The sequence below is a fragment of the Bacteroidales bacterium genome, from assembly GCA_035647615.1.
GTDB lineage: Bacteria > Bacteroidota > Bacteroidia > Bacteroidales > 4484-276 > SABY01.
On sequence record DASRND010000036.1, the window covers coordinates 81,435 to 98,904 of the forward strand.

The following is a 17,470-nucleotide window of genomic DNA, read 5'->3' on the forward strand; positions in this document are numbered from 1 at the left end:
ATAGTTTACTTTTACTGTTTTAGTTTTGTTTGTAAAAATCTGAAACTATGCTATTAAAAATTCATCCGGAAACTCCCAGCCAACGACAGATAGAAATGGTGGTGGAATGTCTGCGCGACGGCGGTGTAGTGATTTCGCCTACCGACACCATTTATGGCCTTACCTGCGACATCTTCAAGTCGAAAGCCATCGAACGCATCGCGCGAATCAAAGGTTTAAAAGCCGACAAAGCCAATTTTTCGTTTCTCTGCAGCGACTTAAGCGAGTTGTCCGATTACACAAAGCCTATCAACAACAATCTTTTCAAACTCATGAAAAGTCTGCTTCCCGGCCCCTACACATTTATCCTTAATGCAAGCAACATAGTGCCCAAATACATCCAGAGCCGTAAAAAAACTGTAGGTATCCGTATTCCTAACAATAACATTCCGCTCGAAATCGTAAAAATGCTCGGGCATCCCATTATGTCTACCTCCGTGCACGACGACGACGACGTGCTGGAATACACCACCGATCCGGAACTTATTTATGAGAAGTACCAAAACCTTGTGGATATTGTCATTGATGGCGGTTTTGGTGGCAACCATCCCTCGAGTGTGCTCGATTGCACCGGCGACACCATCGAAATCGTTCGCGAAGGCCTCGGAAGCCTCGATGTACTCAAATATTAATAGATTAATAAAAAGAAAAATCACCTTCGAAAACCCACAATTTCAACCTATTGAAAAGTAATGTCAGTTTTTACGTAAAAATAATCTGGTCGGAGTTTGGATTTTTAAAAAATGGATGTACTTTTGCAGCCGCTTTCTAAAAAAAAGTAACCGATTCAGTAGCTCAGTCGGTAGAGCAACGGCCTTTTAAGCCGTGGGCCCTGGGTTCGAGTCCCAGCTGGATCACTTAAAAGCCTGACTTTTAACAAGTCAGGCTTTTTTTATTTGTAATTTTGTGGAATTATTAGTGAAAAACGGCAGGAGCACGTGCTATTCTATCTCGTACGTTTGTAATAAAGATAAATGGCGACGATGCCAAAAAGGATATTGGGCAGCCAGGCTGCCAGCCAGGGGGTCAGGTCGCCGGAGGTGGCGAATACTGACGAAATCTGCATGATGAGAATAAATAAAAATGCCAGCGCAATGCCACTGCCCAGATGCAAACCTATGCCACCACGCACTTTACGCGACGACAACGAAACCCCTATGACTGTCATCACCAATGTGGCAAAAGGAAATGCGATGCGCTTGTGCTTTTCCACCTGATAATCGACAATACGCGGGTTTCCTTTCATTTGTTGTTCGCTGATGTAGTCGCGGATCTGGAAATAATTCATCTCCTCAAATTCCTCTTTCTTAATAAAAAGATCTTTGGGCACCAGGTTAATCACTGTGTCCATTGCAGCACCTCGTCGCAGCGTTTCGGCATTATCAGCAACGGTTCTGATGTAATAATTGGTAGCCCGCCACATGCCGGTAATCGAGTCGTAAACAATGCGGTCGGCATTCATTTTAAACGTCAACTCCTGCTGGTTATCGAATTTCTCGAGCGAAAACTTTTGCCCGGTGTTGTTGGAGGAGTTGAACGACTCGACGTAGACATAGGTTCCGGGCGATATTTGCATATGGATATTCAGATCCTTGTTCTTGGTGAGTTTTTCTATGTATTGATCCTTAAAATCACGCATCACCACATTGGCTTCGGGGATAACAAAGTTGGCCAGCAAAAACGACATGATGGTGAGCAGAAAAGCCGAAAGCATGAATGGATAAAGAAACCTGTTGAAACTAACACCGCTGCTGAGGATGGCTATAATTTCGGTGTTCATGGCCAGCTTGGAAGTAAAAAAGATGACGGCAATAAACGTAAAAAGATAGCTGAACATATTGATAAAGCCGGGAATAAAGACAACGTAATACTGGAAAATGATCTTTGCTACCGGGGCTTCGTTTTCGATAAAGTCATCGATTTTTTCGGAAATATCGAAGATGATGATAATGACGGATAGCAAGGCGATGGCATAAAAGAATGTTCCCAGGAATTTCTTGATAATGTAGATGTCGAAAACTTTAGGTCTCATCGTGCTTCTTTCATTCTTGCTATTATCGGGCTAAAATATCAAATTGCTGGAAACGCGCATTATTAAAAATGCTGCTACCGACCTTTAATAATGTTACGGCGGCCTACTGCAGCATCCGTAACATTTACAAAAAGCGAAAACTGTAAAGGAGCTTTAGCCTTGGTCGCTGGTTCGGTATTGCAAAACGTATTTAAAAGGGTAGTTATCCCAGAAGTCGATTACTTTAAACTTTACGCCGTCAGCAAAAAGCCTCTCGGTGATGTCGCCTCTAAACTCATCCACCGAAACTTTGGCTTCACACTCTTTGGTTTCGGTATCCACGTAAATGTCGCTTGCTGAAGTAAACACTTTTCTTAAGGCGTCCGTTACCTGTACTGTTTCTGAATTTGCCATTAGTCGCTTTTAATTTTTGCAAAAGTAATAAGAGAAAACAGATAAACTTATTGTTGACTTTAAATTTTAAGAAATTTTTTTACCGGTCGAACAATCACGCTGTTTTAATTGTAGATGCTAAATTGCAAATCTTGACAAATGCGCCCCATCAGACCAATCTCTAATCAATTGTTGCAGAATATTTTAATACACATGATTTAAACACAAGCGGGTTTTTCCAAAAAACATCCTTAGTATAAGATTCATTTACTTATCAATCCCAATATTCAAACAAAAGAAATTTCTTTTATGATAATTATTTGGGAGGCCAGGCGGGCTTTCTGCTTTACCCGGCTTGCAGCGGCTGTGCTTAATATGCAAGGCATTGCGCAAAAACCATTATCGCAAAACTCAAACCAAACATTTCGATTAGAAAAACGTGTACCAACCTTCCGTAGAAGAGCTCCTTTCGCTTTTAGAGTGAATCGGGAATGAGTCTAAAAATGTAATTTTGCCAATCAAAATCATAGCAGGAAACACCATGATCATCAACCTCGACAGCGAACTAACTTTCAGGGCATCACGCAGCAGCGGCCCGGGCGGCCAAAACGTGAATAAAGTGAACACCCGCATTGAGCTGCGTTTTAATGTCGCCAACTCGCTGCTACTCTCGCCGGAACTGAAAGCCCTGCTGACCGAGAAACTCAAAAACCGAATCAGCGCTGATGGCGACCTCATCATCGCTGCGCAGGAGTCGCGCTCGCAGGCCGAGAACAAAAAGATTGCAACAGAGAAATTTTACCTGCTGCTCCAAAAAGCCTTTGCTCCGCAGAAAGCACGCAAACGTTTCCGGTTGTCGCGCGAGCACAAGCAGAAACGTCTGGATGAAAAACAACGACAAGCTCAGAAAAAAGAACTTCGCAAGCCGCCTCCCACAGGATAATCGAACGTAGATAAAACAAGAAATACATAAACATCATGCAAGACCCGCAGCCTGAAAATATCCTTCAACAGCTCGTCACCGAGGAGATGCCTTTCGGCAAATACAAAGGAGTAAAGCTTTACCGGCTCCCCGAACCCTATCTGGTTTGGTATCATCGCAAAGGTTTTCCCAAAGGGCGCCTGGGCATGCAACTCAACACCCTCTACGAAATAAAACTCAACGGGTTGGAATATTTGTTGAAGCCGCTTATTGAAAAAGGATAAGATCCAATTTCAAAATTTACCCCTGAAAAACGTATAATCAAAGCTTCGTTCACCCATGGTTCTTTTTTTTAAGCAATCACAATATTATTCTTTACATTAACGTCCGAATTCGCCACAAAGTAAGGCTTTCCGTGGAGTCAGAATTCAAGATCGTCGATACCATCATCCACCAACTCTTTTTTACCGGTTGCTCTTTTCTCTTCTCACCTACTTTCTGCGCCTTGCGCCATGCGCCAAGCTTACTCCTCCGTCCCATACAATTCCTTCAAAAAACTCTGAGCGTCTTCTAAATCAAATTCCTTGGGATCCCATGTTTCATCCTCCTCCAGACCGAACCATTCGGCATTTTCCTCGTATTCAGGATGGTTCTTATCTGCCATTATTTCTTTTAAATCAACATATCCCCAGGGACCACCGGGAAAGAAAGAAGGAGTGCATTTGGAATCGTAAAAATTATTTTGGAGATAAAAAACCAATCCATTTTTCCATTTTCCAAATCATTGCGCAACTTTCTACAATGATTCTGATTATTACTTTTGTCCAAATTGAAATCTTGGAAAATGATGACTGAAAATAAATTTGATAAAATAATGATAACACAGGCTGAAGCTGAAAAACTTGTCAGGGAATTTTACGAAATAAAAGCTGATGCAAAACCACTGCCGGGCGAGGTAGATTTTAATCTTCGGTTGACGGATAAAGACAATCATACCTATTTATTAAAAATAAGCAGCGCTGATGCGGATGAAAAGCAGATTGATTTCCAGATTGATATGATGCACCATCTGAATAATCAAAACCTGCCTTTTGAAATCCCAAAACCCATTGCTTCAAAACCTGGCCGCTTTCGCGAAATAATTACCAACAATCAGGGACGTGTGCATCATATACGATTGCAAAGTTGGTTGGAGGGTCGGATGCTCGGCGACGTCAATCCCCGCTCATCAGATTTGCTTCGCCAGTGGGGCGGAACCTGCGGCTGGCTGTGCAAAGTGCTGAAAGAGTATGATCATCCGGCAGCCCACCGGTCGTATAAATGGAATCCTGCTGAGATGCCGGCTTCGAAAGAGTTTCTAAAGTTTATCACCGACAAGGAATTGCAGGAGACAGCCTATTATTTTGTAGATTTATTTGAAAAAACCACTACTCCCCTCCTACCAAAACTGCGTCAGAGCGTCAACTACAACGATGCCCACGAGCACAACCTGCTGGTAAACTCCGATTTTAAAAATCCCAAAATCATCGGGTTAATCGATTTTGGTGATGCCATTTATACGCAAACCATTAGCGAGCTGGCCATTGCTTGTACTTATGCCTGCATGGACAAACGCGATCCACTGGAAGCTGCTAGAGAAGTTATCAAAGGGTTTCATAGCATTTTCCCTTTAGAAGAAAAGGAGGTGGAGGTGCTTTTCTCGCTTATCACTGCACGGCTGCTGATAACAATTGCCACGGCAGCGCACAATAAACACATTGAGCCGGAGAATGCCTATTTGCAAATAAGCGATCAATCTGCCATAGCTTTGCTGAAAAAGCTGTGGCACATTCCGCCTACGTTTGCGCATTATACATTCAGAGCAGCGTGTGGCTGGAATCCTTGTCCAAAAGCTGATGCATTCAAACAATGGGCTATTGAAAATAAGACTGACTTTGCGCCGGTAATTCGTTTCGACAACAAAATCGTGAAGCCTGTCGATCTGAGCATAGGCAGCCTGGAGCTGGGCAACAATGCCAACTTTAAAGATGAAGCCACTTTTGAACGTACGCTCCACCGTCTGCTCGAAGACAAAGCGGCCGACATCGGCATGGGTGGCTATGGCGAAGTGCGTCCTTTCTATACCACCGATGCTTATCAAACGCGCGGCAACGAAGGCATGCAATGGCGTACCGTGCATCTGGGTCTGGATATCTGGACGCCTGCCGAAACGCCTGTATGTGCCCCTTACCACGCCATCGTTCATAGCTTTGCTGATAACAAAGATTACCGCGATTATGGCGCCACCATCATTTTGGAGCATAAAACGGGCGATGATTTGAAATTTTACACTTTATATGGTCATCTTAGTAAAAGCTCGCTGACAGATATTTCAGAAGGAATGACCATCCGAAAAGGAGAGCAATTTGCTGCCATAGGGAATCATAACGACAATGGTGGATGGCCGCCGCACCTGCACTTTCAGGTGATGCTGGATATGCTCGGCAAGCGGGGCGACTTCCCCGGCGTGGCTTATGCGCACGAAAAAGAAATATGGCTGAGCCTATGCCCCGATCCCCAATTGCTTATCGCTGAAAAGCTACCTGGTAATGATTGCGACAAGATTTCTCAATTAGATATTTTAAAAAAGCGCCAACAACATTTGGGCAAGAGCCTGAGTGTTTCATACGACCAGCCGCTGCACATCCGTCGTGGATATATGCAATATCTTTACGACGCCACCGCCCGCCGCTATCTCGACACCGTAAACAATGTGGCGCACGTAGGCCATGAACATCCTGCGGTGGCAGAGGCGGCCTGCCGGCAAAATGCGGTACTCAACACCAACACGCGTTACCTGCACAGCAATATTATACAACTGGCCGAAGAATTATTACAAACATTCCCAAAACCTTTTTCGGTGGTTTACTTTGTTAATTCAGGCAGCGAAGCCAACGAACTGGCACTGCGTATAGCCAAAACTTTGACTCACCAGAAAGATATTATCGCCATCGAGACGGGCTACCATGGCAATACCGGCGCATGCATCGATGTGAGCAGTTATAAGTTTGACGGCAAAGGTGGCCAGGGAGCGCCCGACCACACGCACATTTTGCCGATGCCCGATGTTTTTCGGGGCATCATTCGCGAAAGCGAAACGGCAGGTAAAGATTACGCACAATATGTGCATAAACTGCTGGAGCAGATTCACACCAAAGGACGCGATGTGGCCGGGTTTATTGGTGAGAGCATCCTGAGTTGTGGCGGACAGATTGTGCTGCCGCAAGGTTACCTTGCAGAAATATACGCTGCGGTGCGTAGCAACGGCGGCCTCTGCATTGCCGACGAAGTGCAGACGGGCTTTGGAAGAGTTGGCCATTCTTTCTGGGCTTTCGAGCAGCAGCAAGTAATTCCTGATATTGTGACCGTGGGCAAGCCTTTCGGCAATGGCCATCCGCTGGCAGCCGTGGTAACCACGCAGACTATTGCAGATGCCTTCGCCAATGGCATGGAATATTTCAATACGTTTGGCGGCAATCCGGTATCATGCGCCATAGGCAGCGCGGTGCTCAAAGTTATTAAAAACGAACATTTGCAACAAAATGCCCTCGGCACCGGCAACCATCTCATCGATAATCTCAAAACATTACAAAGCAGGTTTCCCATCATTGGCAATGTGCGGGGCGCGGGATTGTTTTTGGGTTTTGAACTCATCGAAAATTCAGCAACGCTAAAACCGGCGACTGATCAGGCAGCCTATCTGGCCAACCGGATGCGCCAGCGCGGCATATTGATGAGCGTAGATGGGCCGGATAATAATGTATTAAAAATAAAACCCCCAATTTGCTTTTCGCAAAAGGATGCTGACTTCCTGCTCGAACATCTCGATGTGGTTCTACGGGAAGATTTTATGCGGGTATAAAAAACCTCAATTTTCTCCCCGATACACCAACAACTTCACAACTTTTTCTCCAGATAAACTTCAAAAATTCTGTTTACAGAAATGCTGCTACAAAGCGGGCACATGAAAATATTATGATGTGAACTTTGCAATCCGCACTAGATATTGCCAATTAAATGACGACCTGCCATCACTGTTTTGAATGATTGCTGACGCCAGCGCTCCCACATCCACCACCAGCAGATTCGGGAAGGTGACGTAGTTTTTTCTTTTTAATTATTAGCACAAAACAGCGTTTGCTTTGGAGCCTATTGAAAAATGATTTACAAAAGTGCTGATTTTTTCAAAGCAGTCAACCAACCTTCATTTGCAAGGATTTATCATAGCAATGTCGCGATTTATGAGGAAACAATTTAATGATTGCTGTGTTATTAACTTTTGAAAATCACTCAACAGAAAACTTTTATTAGAATGGTCGATAATTTCCCCTTGTTTCCAATAAGCATTATTATATTTCCCGGCGAAGTACAGCCGCTGCATATTTTCGAACCGCGCTACAAACAGCTCATCCACGAGATGAATGAAACCGGCGGCTCCTTTGGCATTCCTTACCTAAAAAAGGATTCCATTTGCGAGTACGGTTCCGTGGTGAAAGTTCACAAGATTCTGGCCTGTAGCCCTACCGGCGAGCTTGATGTTCTGGTGCGTGGAGAGCGACTTTTTCGAATCAACTCCATTTTCGAAAAGTTGCCCGGCAAACTTTACGGCGGCGGCAGCGTAGAATTCATGGATACATTTAACAAAAAAGCTTCTGCTAAACTTGCAGATCATTTTGGTAATTACACACAGCAGATCAAAGAGATAGACCAGGATAAGTCGAAACAGATAATGGGTAATCCAAAGCAAATTTTTGAAATTGCCGGCCAGCTTCCACTCGACATCGAAGAGAAATATGCGCTCATCAGAGCCAAAAGCCACAACGAACGTGAATACCTTCTCATCGAAAAACTAAATTTCTTGCTAATGATCAACAAGAAGCTTGAAGAGGTTGGATATCGGTTTTATCTCAATTAGAGTTTTTGCATTGATTAAATTCCAAAACTCAAAGAACAAAACCCAAATAAATTTCATTATCTAAACTCCAGCACACCAGTATCTCTACAACCAGTTAACTGAACAACTTTACAACCCGAAAACGCGAGCGCAGCGAGCTGACGATCTGAAGCCTTTTCACTCCTCCTTTTCGACATATTTCACGTCGCAAGGGATTTTTTCCCCATTGCCTTTTAACCTGTAAAACCTGCCTTTTTCTATCAGCAGAGCCTCGGAAAACATTTCGCTGGCGCGGATAGGAATATCGATTAAAAACACCTTTCCATCATACAGCGAAGTCATTTGCTCTACTTCGGTGTGTGCAATGATGATTTTGTCGACGTTATAAAATTGCAGCACTCGTTCTACATATTCCTGGCTGATAAGGTCGCCAAAAACGCCATCCATCATGTATCCTCTGTACCAAAGTGGCCCCTCCCTGTTGAGCAACAGATTCATCAGGTCTGCGTCCCTACTGGGTTCATCGGGGTCGGTATTGAGATACTCTTCGATCACCGAATTGATTTTCGCCAGCGGTATCTGCTTTTCGAGCACTGCAGGAGAGATGCCGGCATGTGAAAACAGCAAATCGTTGATAGTAATGACGGCGTTGCGGCTACGCAGCCAGCGCCCCAGCACTGATGCTGTGTCGTAGAAGCTGGCATAGTCGCGCATAAAATAATTAGAAAAAAGCTCGTATTTGCGATCGATGTAGCGTGTGTCGTTTTGCATCACCATCACCTCGTGGTTGCCAAGCAACGTATTTACTCTTCCGCCCTGGTGATGTGCCTGCTGATCGAGCTGATACAGAAACCAAAGTGCTTCGGTAACCTCATCGCCGCGATCGAAAATATCGCCCATCATCACCACATGGCCGGAGCCCCAAATCCACCGCAGCTCATTGTCGATAACTCCGTGATGTTTCATGAAATTTACCAATGCCCGATAATTGCCATGCACATCACCAAAGGCCAATATTTTGTCGACATCTTTGTAACTTGCCGGCTCTGCTTCAAAGTGTCGTGTGACGGTATAATTTGCGGTGTCACCCGAAAAACCTTGTACCTGAACCGTGTCGCCTACAACCTCCACAAATTTTTCTTCGATCAAAAAATTACGAATCGTAGTGTCGTACTTCATGTAAAACACCCGCAAAAAGTTGTCGTTGAGCCATTCCATGTGCGGCCCATCAAAAGAGGCCGGAAGTTGGTTGTAATAATTTTGCATCTCGATCACATGCACCAGGTATTCGGCCATCGGCACATTGTTAGTTAAATTAGCATAATCCAGCGCGGTCAAGCCTTTGGCGTTTCTATAACCAGCGTCAGCACCATTTTCGACAAGCATCTGCACGCACGGCATGCTCCGGTTTGTGACGGCAAAAATCAGCGCTGTATTTTTTCTCTTTGCGGTACTCTCTATATCAGCACCCGCGCGCAGCAGCAGATTCATCATCTGGCAATCGCGGCTTTTAACAGCAAACATAAGCGGAGTTTTTCCATCAGAAATCAAATCAACATTGACATCATTTCCAAGCAGGAACTTTACTGCAGGCGAATTTTTGTATTTGATAGAATAATTGAGCAGTGTTTTTTTCTGTCCGTCGAGGATTGCATTCACATCGCCTCCATCAGCAAGGAAAGCAGCCAATGTTTCCGTCGAACCTTTCCTGATCGACTTTAGCACCTCCCGTTCCGAAGCCTTATCCTGTTGAGCCGGCAAAGTGAGCGTAAGCAAAAGAATTAAAAACAAAAAACTGAATTTATGCATGTTCGTTAGTCCCCAATGGAAATGAGCAAAAGCAGCAGATGTGATTGATCCTTTATTTGATTTGTAATACATCGATAAATAACTCTGTTTATGTACGATATGTTCATCAGGTGAGCTATTGCTTATGTTTTTCGAGACACCTGTCGATGAACTCAATCCTGATCATTGCGTCGTTTTCGATTATTTTATAAAACTTGTCGTAATAGTTTAAAGTCTCCTTTCGCCTTCGGTTGCGCAAAGGTTCAAAATTTTCGTACAAAGCATAAATCTCTGATTTTTTAGATTTAAAAAATGCAAAATTTGCTTTGTATTCTTCCATCGTCCGGCACTGTCCGCGGAAAAGCCGGTCGCTCACTTTTTCGATGTCGAATCGTGGCTGTGGCGTGGCATATTCGGCGCTGATAACACCTGCCCAGTCGAAATCGTATGGAATGGCGTAAGGTGGCTGCGCAGTGTCGGCGGCAAAGAGCTTGATGTTGTGCAGCGTGGTGACAGCCCAGTCGGTGTTGCCGATAAGATATTCGAAGATCGCCAGGCGACTCACGTAATGAAGCTGTGTGCTGTCCTGCATCAGGTATTGCTTCTTCGACTCTGTTAGTTGCAGCCGGTTCTCCAAACCACCGTCGGGCTCGATAAAGAAGGAGTAACAATGCCATGTTTTGTTTTTACGGCCTTCATCAATGTAGGTAATCAGCGCAGGTCTTACACGAAAGCTTGTATCAGTGATAATATTAAAGACACGATAAATCAGATATTCCTCCAGCACATATTGCTCGTAGTCTGCTGAGCTACGCCGGCATTGGGTAACGAGTTTTATTTTATTGATTTCTTCAAACAAAGTACCCTTTACCTGTTTTTTTTTAAAGTTGATACGGAGCGGCGGAAAAGTACAATTTTCTGCCTTTCGGCGAAAGTTGCCTCGCGTCGAAATCTTCACATCCAGCGTTACGGTGTCGGAGCTTTGGATATACTGCAACGTAGCGGGATGTTCCTGCCGCTCCTCCCCTATGTCGTCGATAATGGTTTTTAGATCGCCGCGCAGGGTAATCTGCAGCATTTCGTGCGACGAAAAAAGCGGGACCGCATTGCCTTGGCTATAATCCTGCGCTTTCGAAGATGTTGAAACCATTGCGACAAGCAACAGTAAAATCAAACCTTTCAGAGGTTTTAATAAAGGTAAGAATCTCATTAATCTTCGTCCTCTTCTTTAAAAGAAAAATTATCCAGCGATTCACCCTCAAAGAAGTTGGTCGAATTTTTATCCCATAAATAATAGATGGTGATCTCGGCCGTGTCGCGAAGGAAATCAATTCTACCAATCTCAACCCTGTTTATCTTCAGCCCGGTGCGCTTCTGCAGGTCCTCGATAAACTTCTTTTGGTTTTGGGGTTTTATCAAATCAATTTTCTCATAAATGATCGTCTTGCTCGACTCGTGGCGGTAGCTCCAAAAATATTCGATCACCACCGTTACCAGCGCCAGCATGATGTTTGCAAAAAGCAGCTCCACATAACTGATCTCCTTTGCAGATAAGGCATTCATCACCGAGATGCAGATCACCAGAAAAAGATAGGTCATCTCCTTGATGGGGATGGGATTGGTGCGGTAGCGGATGATGCCAAACAAGGCGAAAAGTCCCAGCGCAACCCCCAGCTGCAGATCGACGTTTTGCAGCAAGTGCGACAAAAAGAAGACGCTAATGCTGATGAGAATGTAGGTGAAAAGGTATTCCTTGCGGCGATTGTTGGCATAATAAATATAGCGCACGATGATGATCGTGAAAATCAGATTGAGAAAAAACCTGAAGGCCATCGTCAGAAAGCTGAGGCCATTAAAAAAATCGATCCCAAAAAGCTTAGGATCGCTGATAAAGTGGAGCAATAGCGTTATCATAATGCATTTTATTTTGCCTGATTAATAACTCTTTAAAACGGTTATGTTTGATGGTTGGATGCGTTAGCACGGTGCCAACGCAATATTTGCTGAATGGGCACGGCAGGATGCGATGCTTACGCAAAATCTTTTCGAGATCGGACAAACCTGAAGCTTTTTCCTGTTTTATCTCGGCAATCACCGGCAGCAGAAGGTTTACATCTGATGCGTTGTGGGTATAGCTCAGGTTCATATCGATGGTCGCCCGCTCGTGGTTGTGGCGGTGCACCAGCGTGATACGTTCGAAGCGGTTGCTCAGAACCGGCTGCAGCTCCCTGGGATTGTATGATGTGATCTTTTTCAAAAATTTACGCTCCTCCTTGTTTAGTCCGGGGTTGTGATTGGTAGTGAGGATACGTTTTTTTATCGTGCGGCTTTTGTTGCTTTTAAATTTGATTTCAAAAAAAACCTGCCCCGTGGTCAGGTATTCGCGTCGACGCACTTTGTAGCGGTTTAGCTTGCCATTGTGGTGCGCCAGATACATCTCCCTGTCCGGTGTATCGTAATAGGTGCTTTGATAAGCTAATATCCGGTGTCCGTCAATTTCCAGAATGCGATACCAGCGCGCAGCCTCCGAAAGGATGTCGGGCAAAGCAAACAACGGGAAGACAAATTTCCTATCAAACCGGTCGAGCAGCTTCACCTGATCCATTTCGCCAAGTGTAATTGCCTGCAAACGTGCAGCAGAATCCTGCACCTGCTGGTGGCTATTAGCAAAAAGCTGAGACTGGTCAATTATTACCGGAGGTTTCACCGTGTGTGTTTCGTTATGTTTTTTGATAAGGTGGGCAAAAATAAAGAAAATTGATGGCGAGAGGCGGTCAACTGTTTTAATTAACAGCAAATTAACCCCCCGCTCCCTTTCTTAATGGCGCGATGGGAGCTCATCTGCGAGGCAGAGCGATGCTTTTTGGCGCAGGTGCTAATACTATGAAATTGAGTTCCCTTTCTTGTCGGCCGACAGGAAGGGCTGGGGATGTAGATTTAGTGGTGAATAATCAGGGATGGGATTATCAGCAACTCAAATTCAACAATTCATACAATCTGCGATCGTTTTCGGATGCGCTGCTGTTGGCTGGATTTTTAAAAACAGATGCATGATATCATTAATGTAAAGCACGCCTGCCCAATTTTTAAACCATCTTTTCCAAAACCATAATTTTGAAGATTTCGTTTGTCGGTATCTGAATTCCCCAAGATGATTTTCGTTTGTCCAATGGGTTGGCATATTGGGTTTTGCAGCACTTTTATTAAAGTCATCAGTCAAACTAAAAGAATGCACATTTTTTTCGGGAGCTGCCACAGAAAAGCGTATCAATCGCTGTCCGGAAGATGTGGAATTTTGATGGTGGAGTGGTTCGATCACCAGAAGATGTTCAGCCATAGTATCCATCACAAAAAAGCTGTCCATCGCCTCGTAAAATTCTTCCGCCAAAAGCTCCTCCTTCATCATTAAATAACGCTTAAGATTGACAAGCTGCATCATTACAAAAGCAAATAAAGCGGCAAAGAGCTTTCCTGCAGCCGACAGCAACTGATTGAGGACACGGTAAAGCTGCCGCCAAAAGGCTACCCAGTCGATGATGGGATATCTTAAATTGCCTATTCCGCAATCTTGTCTAGCGATGTCTCGGTTTTTTCTTTTTCTGATTTCGTTCACAGGAAGCGCTGTTCCCGAAAATCGATAATGTCTTGCGTTCATTGTATTAATAATTATCATGAGTGATTAAAAAATCTTAACCTCAGTTCAGAATTTCCAATAACATCATTAGAAATTCGATCAAAAGGCATTGCAAAAATAAGTCATCAAAGCGCTTGAAACAAGCATTATCAGGGATTAGTAGAGGTTATTTTTAGCTTAAGCAGCTTACTTACGTTTTTACAGGTGCTTAATATCATTACTTAAGAAACTTAAAATATTACTTAAAAAAGTGATTGTTTTCTGAAGAAAAACTATCTTAGCGCCTGTTTTGGTTTGTTGGCTGTTAATCTCATTAAAAAACCCTACTCCGATGATTGCCGAATTTTCATTTGTTCGTCATCCTGTCGTTAAGTTGCTTCGCTACGGCCACTTGCTGGTGCCTGGCGTGGAGCGGGTGGACGTGGTGTATTACGATGAAGAGCAAGAGCAGCTGGCGGCGCGCACAACCCGCAGCGAAAACGAGATGCCTTATGGCGAACCCATGAACATCAATGGTTGTAAAGCGGCGTTGGAAAAGCTGCGAAAGGGGCGTACTCCTTTCGAATGGCTGCAAAAAGAGGCGCTTCCCTGGATCGACGCCGGCATCGAAAACATCAATAATGACTTGCTAAGTGAGCTGCAAAAGCTGGTACTGATGATTTCCGTCGGAAACAATGACCTTCGCTCAAGCAGCGATCTGGTGTTTTTTTATTTCCGTCCCGGCTTCAGCAACCTGGGTATGACTTCCGAAGCAAAACCTGTGACCATGCGCGAAAAAGACCTGGTGGGGCACGCTTATGCTGCGTCGGTTGCGGCTTTGATAGCCGAGGCACACGACGACAAATTTATGTGGGACGACTTTGAGCAGGCTTTTAAAGCCAACGGGGCCATTATCGAAAATTTGCGTTCGCAGCTAAAGCAAATGCGTGAAATGTACCGCGATCGACTGGTGGACTCCTGCCGGTTTTATCTCAAAAATCTTTCGGAGCAATTCCAGCGGAATTATCAATTTTCTGCCGGAGCGCTGGAGCAGATCAAGCGCTACGAAGGCGAATATTTCAGACTTGAAAATGCCATCAAGGCCGGCGTGCGTATCGCCAACAATCTGCACCCCGCCGGTGGACAGGAAGTGACGGAGATTCCGGAGTTTTTTCTCAACTTCAACACCATGCAACGCCAGGAGGAAATCCACGACGTCCATCTCAATACCACTTTGGAAAAACCATTCAATTATCTGAATCTTATCGAAAACATCGTGATCGACTTGCGTAAAAATAATATCCCGCTCACGGCCAAAAACGTAGCAGAATCCATGAATCCGCCAGTGAAACATTCGGCAATCAAAATGTACCTCAACAGCAATTATGATAAAGTACTGAAGCTCTTCAGTTTTTATAAAGACAAATGGCCACTGCTGCGCACCGAGTTTAAGCCCACCTACAACCTGCTACAAAATTCGCTGAATCGCCCCCACCAGCGGCAAAGCAATTTGTGAAAGCCAAAGTTTATTATTATCCCGAAACATAAAGATTAAAAAAAAGAAGCCATGAAAATCATTGGAAAATATTATTTGCACAATCAGCAACTAAAAGCTGCTAGAGATTTTGGCGGCATGCCCGAAGTTCCGTCGGTGTATGAGGTGCTTCGCCTGATTGATGGGGTTCCGTTGTTTTTGGACGAACATCTGCTGCGCTTGCAACAATCGGCAGCACTAATGCACCGACAATTGGAAACAACACTTGAATCGTTGGCAGATGCTATCCATCATCTGGCAGATAAGAATGTTGTCCGCGAAGGGAATATTCGCATCACGGTAGCATTTCCAAAGAAAATTCAGGAAAGTGGTCGTCAGGAGTTGTATGCATTTTTCGTTCCGCACCACTATCCTACCCCAGCCGAATACCTGCAGGGATACAATTTGAGAAGTTTGCAACTTGAACGCTCAAAACCAAACGCAAAAGTGGTGAATACTTCTCTCACGCAACAAGCCGAAGCGCTGAAGAAAGCCAGCGGCGCCGATGAAGTGCTGCTCGTAAATCAGCAGGGATTGGTTACCGAAGGCAGCAAGTCGAATATCTTTTTTGTAATTGATGACGTACTCCAAACGGCGCCATTGGATTTGGTGCTGGGAGGAATCACACGGCAGAAGGTGCTGGAACTTTGTATGAAAAATAATATTCGAGTCATAGAAAAGGCTATTAACCTTGATGTAATCGGCCAGGTGCAGGCAGCCGTTATTACCGGCACGTCACCGCGCGTAATGCCTGTGAGCCGGATTGATGATCATGAACTCGATGTAAAACATCCCGTCGTGCAAAAGGTGATGAAGCTATACAACCAGCTCATTGAGGTAGCTATCCGGAATAGTTAGAATCACTAACCTTCCGCAAGTAGTCGGAGTAAACAAATCCGAATATTTCAATTTTAAAAATCTCAATTAAGAAACTCTGCTGCCATACTAAAAACCTGATCTACGGCTGCACTGACGGCTGATTGGTGATTATCGTTGAGCGGAAAGGGGGTTTCGTGCGAATAGGGAAACGGAAAATCAATCACTTTCACTGCGATGGGAATCGATCGCTCGGTGCCACGCAAAGTATTGAGCACTTCGTAATAAGGAACCACTGTATCTTTTTTGAGTGCCACAGCCATCAGCCGACTGCTGATTTGGTTTAGCTTCTCTTCGCGCATATCGATCAGTTTATTATAATCGATCATCGACCGGAATACAAGCCCTTCGCTGTGGGCGCTGCTGAAATAATGCGTCAGCCTCGGGTCGGTTTTCAGATAACTATCGAGATGTTCGATAAAGAAAGAATACAAAGCGATATTGGCTTCGCTGTCGAGGATGGTTTTGCGCACCGGCGACATCCTGTTGAACGCTGGCCCGCCGCAAAAGATAAACAGACGCGACTTATCAAGCAGCCCTTGCGGGTTATCCATCAGCATCACCTGCGTAAGGAAAGCGCCGATGCTATAGGCAAAGAAATCAATTGTAGCTTCTGCGTGGATAAGCGGGTGCTGCCCCGCCCTTATCTGATTGATCAACTGAACGACATCCCAGAAAGTCAGCACGCCCGACCAAAAGAAACGCTGCGGCAGTATGTGCAGACGCGTGCTGATGGCCACATTGGCAAACGACGACGCCACCACCGCCGGAAAAAAGCCCTGACGTACATTTTTTAGACCGTTCATCAGACGGGTGTGCGACCACTCTTCGGGCGAACGATTCATGTGAAAAGCGATGGGGAACAAAACAACAGCTTTGCCAGTGCGCTGCATCAATTGACGCGCCCACACCAAATATTTGTCCCAGTTTTTTTCGTTCAATCCGTGAAACATCATAATAATGCCGCGGGCTTTGGCCGGAAACGCCGGCTTAAAAATGATGTAGTCGAAATATCGATTTTCGCGCACCTTCGAATCGGCCAGGTTGAGTATTTCATTGATCTCGGGCGAGATAGCGTGCCGGAAATCAGGCGTGCGCTGAAATGTGATGCCCTGATCACTGTAATGATCCTCGCCGGGAAGAATATGACAATTTTCAGAAACGAACGACTGACGGTGCAAGCGATATTCGCCCTGATAAAGATCAATTTCCCTGGAGGGATTGTCGGTTATGTTGCGCAAATAGTGGTAATCGCTCTTGTAATCCATGCTGCAAAATAAACAGAAAAAGTGGTTGGTAGACGAATCATTGGAAATTTTGTAGTGCTGACCGCTCTTTATTTGTGTGCTTACGCAAAATGG

The 17,470-nt window shown here is 44.7% G+C and carries 16 protein-coding genes and 1 tRNA gene; 8 read left to right on the top strand and 9 right to left on the bottom strand.

All coding sequences use genetic code 11. The features are described 5' to 3' along the window. Window positions 1-47 precede the first annotated feature (47 nt). Window positions 48-671: an L-threonylcarbamoyladenylate synthase gene (locus VFC92_12435; GenBank protein HZK08989.1), complete on the top strand. Its 624-nt coding sequence runs from the start codon at window positions 48-50 to the stop codon at window positions 669-671. Window positions 672-823: 152 nt separating this feature from the next. Next, window positions 824-896: transfer RNA gene (locus VFC92_12440), tRNA-Lys, on the top strand. 89 nt (window positions 897-985) lie between these two features. Here VFC92_12440 and VFC92_12445 read toward each other — a convergent pair. Further along, window positions 986-2,071 carry an LptF/LptG family permease gene (locus tag VFC92_12445; GenBank protein ID HZK08990.1) on the bottom strand — a complete coding sequence of 362 codons (1,086 nt, stop codon included), beginning with the start codon at window positions 2,069-2,071 and terminating at the stop codon, window positions 986-988. 153 nt (window positions 2,072-2,224) lie between these two features. Then, the gene (locus VFC92_12450; GenBank protein HZK08991.1) at window positions 2,225-2,464 is read right to left on the bottom strand and encodes a hypothetical protein; all 240 of its coding nucleotides are present in this window, start codon (window positions 2,462-2,464) and stop codon (window positions 2,225-2,227) included. Between the two features lie 490 nt (window positions 2,465-2,954). Here VFC92_12450 and arfB point away from each other — a divergent pair, with 490 nt between their 5' ends. After that, window positions 2,955-3,386 carry an alternative ribosome rescue aminoacyl-tRNA hydrolase ArfB gene (arfB, locus tag VFC92_12455; GenBank protein ID HZK08992.1) on the top strand — a complete coding sequence of 144 codons (432 nt, stop codon included), beginning with the start codon at window positions 2,955-2,957 and terminating at the stop codon, window positions 3,384-3,386. A gap of 35 nt (window positions 3,387-3,421) precedes the next feature. Then, window positions 3,422-3,649 carry a DUF3820 family protein gene (locus VFC92_12460; GenBank protein ID HZK08993.1) on the top strand — a complete coding sequence of 76 codons (228 nt, stop codon included), beginning with the start codon at window positions 3,422-3,424 and terminating at the stop codon, window positions 3,647-3,649. A 239-nt stretch (window positions 3,650-3,888) separates the two neighbouring features. Here VFC92_12460 and VFC92_12465 read toward each other — a convergent pair whose 3' ends face one another. Then, window positions 3,889-4,125: a hypothetical protein gene (locus VFC92_12465; GenBank protein HZK08994.1), complete on the bottom strand. Its 237-nt coding sequence runs from the start codon at window positions 4,123-4,125 to the stop codon at window positions 3,889-3,891. 84 nt (window positions 4,126-4,209) lie between these two features. Between VFC92_12465 and VFC92_12470 the strand changes: the two genes are divergently transcribed. Next, window positions 4,210-7,266, top strand: coding sequence for an aminotransferase class III-fold pyridoxal phosphate-dependent enzyme (locus VFC92_12470; protein HZK08995.1), 3,057 nt, complete (start codon window positions 4,210-4,212; stop codon window positions 7,264-7,266). A 450-nt stretch (window positions 7,267-7,716) separates the two neighbouring features. Further along, window positions 7,717-8,319: an LON peptidase substrate-binding domain-containing protein gene (locus VFC92_12475; protein HZK08996.1), complete on the top strand. Its 603-nt coding sequence runs from the start codon at window positions 7,717-7,719 to the stop codon at window positions 8,317-8,319. Window positions 8,320-8,475: 156 nt separating this feature from the next. Here the strand turns inward: VFC92_12475 and VFC92_12480 are convergent, their stop codons facing one another. The 5 genes from VFC92_12480 to VFC92_12500 form a co-directional block, all read right to left on the bottom strand. Continuing rightward, a complete protein-coding gene (locus VFC92_12480) occupies window positions 8,476-10,107 on the bottom strand; it encodes an ankyrin repeat domain-containing protein (GenBank protein ID HZK08997.1) in 1,632 nt (543 codons plus the stop codon). A gap of 115 nt (window positions 10,108-10,222) precedes the next feature. Further along, window positions 10,223-11,260, bottom strand: a complete 1,038-nt coding sequence (locus VFC92_12485) for a hypothetical protein (GenBank protein HZK08998.1) — start codon at window positions 11,258-11,260, stop codon at window positions 10,223-10,225. 35 nt (window positions 11,261-11,295) lie between these two features. Next, window positions 11,296-12,000, bottom strand: a complete 705-nt coding sequence (locus VFC92_12490; GenBank protein HZK08999.1) for a DUF4956 domain-containing protein — start codon at window positions 11,998-12,000, stop codon at window positions 11,296-11,298. Next, complete coding sequence (locus tag VFC92_12495) at window positions 11,963-12,793, bottom strand: polyphosphate polymerase domain-containing protein (GenBank protein ID HZK09000.1); 831 nt, start codon at window positions 12,791-12,793, stop codon at window positions 11,963-11,965. Before VFC92_12495 ends, VFC92_12490 begins: the two co-directional genes overlap by 38 nt. A 273-nt stretch (window positions 12,794-13,066) precedes the next feature. Further along, entirely contained in the window at window positions 13,067-13,741 is a 675-nt protein-coding gene (locus VFC92_12500; GenBank protein HZK09001.1) for a hypothetical protein, read from the bottom strand. Between the two features lie 310 nt (window positions 13,742-14,051). On the opposite strand from VFC92_12500, the gene VFC92_12505 reads away from it, so the two are divergent. Beyond that, window positions 14,052-15,215, top strand: a complete 1,164-nt coding sequence (locus VFC92_12505) for a hypothetical protein (protein ID HZK09002.1) — start codon at window positions 14,052-14,054, stop codon at window positions 15,213-15,215. Between the two features lie 51 nt (window positions 15,216-15,266). Beyond that, on the top strand, window positions 15,267-16,091 hold the full coding sequence (locus VFC92_12510; GenBank protein ID HZK09003.1) for an aminotransferase class IV: 825 nt from the start codon (window positions 15,267-15,269) through the stop codon (window positions 16,089-16,091). A gap of 62 nt (window positions 16,092-16,153) precedes the next feature. Here VFC92_12510 and VFC92_12515 read toward each other — a convergent pair whose 3' ends face one another. Then, window positions 16,154-17,377 (bottom strand): DUF6051 family protein, encoded by a 1,224-nt coding sequence (locus VFC92_12515; protein HZK09004.1) that lies wholly within the window; start codon window positions 17,375-17,377, stop codon window positions 16,154-16,156. Window positions 17,378-17,470 lie beyond the last annotated feature (93 nt).